Consider the following 1602-nt stretch of genomic DNA (forward strand, 5'->3'; position numbering starts at 1 on the left):
ATCGAAAAAAATGCCATTGTATTAATGGGGGCTATGTTTGCCGCCCTCATTGCTGGTTATTTTGCGTTCACCAACTTGGTTGCATTTAAAGAAAACAAGATATCTGAATTTCGGCAAGACTGGGTTAACTCCCTCAGAAATTCAATAGCCCGTTACATTTCCTCATTAACCTATTTATCAACTCTCTACATCCATTACTCAGCGCGCCCTGATGACACACGAGACAAGTTCGAAATGGCTAGAGCTGTGGAAGAAATCTATGCGCGAGTGAACGAGTCATATAACGACATAATATTTAGAATCAATGACAATGAAAGAAACGCTACAGGTAAAAAGCTAAATGATGAATTTCTTAGCTCGCTTTATAAAACGAGAGAACACTATCATAAAAATGAATTAGCAGAGGCAAGAAAGGCTTGCGAGCAACTAAGGGAAGTCAGCAAGCCGCTTTTGAAATACGAATGGAAGCGCGTGAAATCCGGTGAGCTTAATTACCGAATAGCAAAGTATTTTGCGATAATTGTATTGGCTTGTGGTTTGCTGGCGGCATTCTCAAACGCATATGTTATATGGCATGGTGCAAATACTAGCCTACAGACACCTATTGAAGAAAAGCCTAACAAATCAATGCAGCCGACCGCTAACGCGTCGGCTGATTGAGGCGTTATATGCCAAAGGAGATTCTGTGGTTCAGCTAGCTGATATTGAAAAGGTCGCACCTGGTGTTGAAAGTCTCTCAACTGAAGAGCATGAGGCCCTTCAAAGGTTTACGCTGCTCTGGACTTTGTTCGAGGCCCAAATACTGGGGAGTAATGCATCTGTCAGGAAGATTTCAGAGAAAGTCGAACGCATTGACCCAGAAATCATCAACGGCGATTGGTTAACGGAGCATTTAGACTACTTTTCCAATCGGTATATTGATGGTGGTAATACAAATTATCGCTTTGAAAAGCTCCACCTACGTACCAATGACAATCCTGATTTGGTGCGTGCTGTACTAACCGGGGATAATGCAGATCCTGCCTCCCAGCTTATTGGCTGCCTGACCATAGTTTATCGTTTCAGGAATAATTTCTTCCATGGCATCAAGTGGGCGTACGGTCTGCAAGATCAACTTGAAAACTTCACGCACTCAGCCTCCCTACTAAGAAAGTTCTTAGAGAAAGTGCCAAATGGCATATAACAATCACATTAAATTTGCTCCCCACGGTCGCCGGACGCTCGTTCCTCGCGCCGTTTATGTAGAGCGTTAGCTATCTATCATCAAAATCGATTTACCAAATTAAGCAGGAGTATGTTATGGCATTAAAATTAGTTGGCACTATCACCGCAAAAATCAAGGTGGATGGCCAAGAAGAAGAGGTAGAAATTGCTGCTTCAGACTTTAGCCTTGAAGAAGGAGATATGAGGCATATCGGAGACGGCGATTATCAATATGAAGCGCTGTACATTTACCACGGTGATGATGCTGAGATATCTTTTCAAGCAACAAATTTTAAGGGAAATGTTTCTATGTATCCATACAGCACAAGTGGAAATATAGAAATTCTTGAAGACAACTTGTCTGTCGAAGGTCTAGATTACGACGAAGATGATTACTTC

At 42.1% G+C, this 1602-nt stretch carries 3 protein-coding genes; all 3 read left to right on the forward strand.

Translation table 11 applies throughout. The features are described 5' to 3' along the window. Window positions 1–660, forward strand: a 660-nt coding sequence (locus tag BZG79_RS15380; protein WP_077774843.1) for a hypothetical protein, incomplete at its 5' end; no start/stop codon positions are given. A gap of 25 nt (window positions 661–685) precedes the next feature. Then, entirely contained in the window at window positions 686–1183 is a 498-nt protein-coding gene (locus BZG79_RS15385) for a hypothetical protein (protein WP_077774844.1), read from the forward strand. 116 nt (window positions 1184–1299) lie between these two features. Continuing rightward, the coding region (locus BZG79_RS15390; RefSeq protein WP_077774845.1) for a hypothetical protein at window positions 1300–1602 on the forward strand (303 nt) is incomplete at its 3' end.

It is taken from the genome of Salinivibrio sp. MA427 (assembly GCF_001996115.1).
In the GTDB taxonomy this organism is placed as follows: Bacteria; Pseudomonadota; Gammaproteobacteria; order Enterobacterales; family Vibrionaceae; genus Salinivibrio; species Salinivibrio costicola.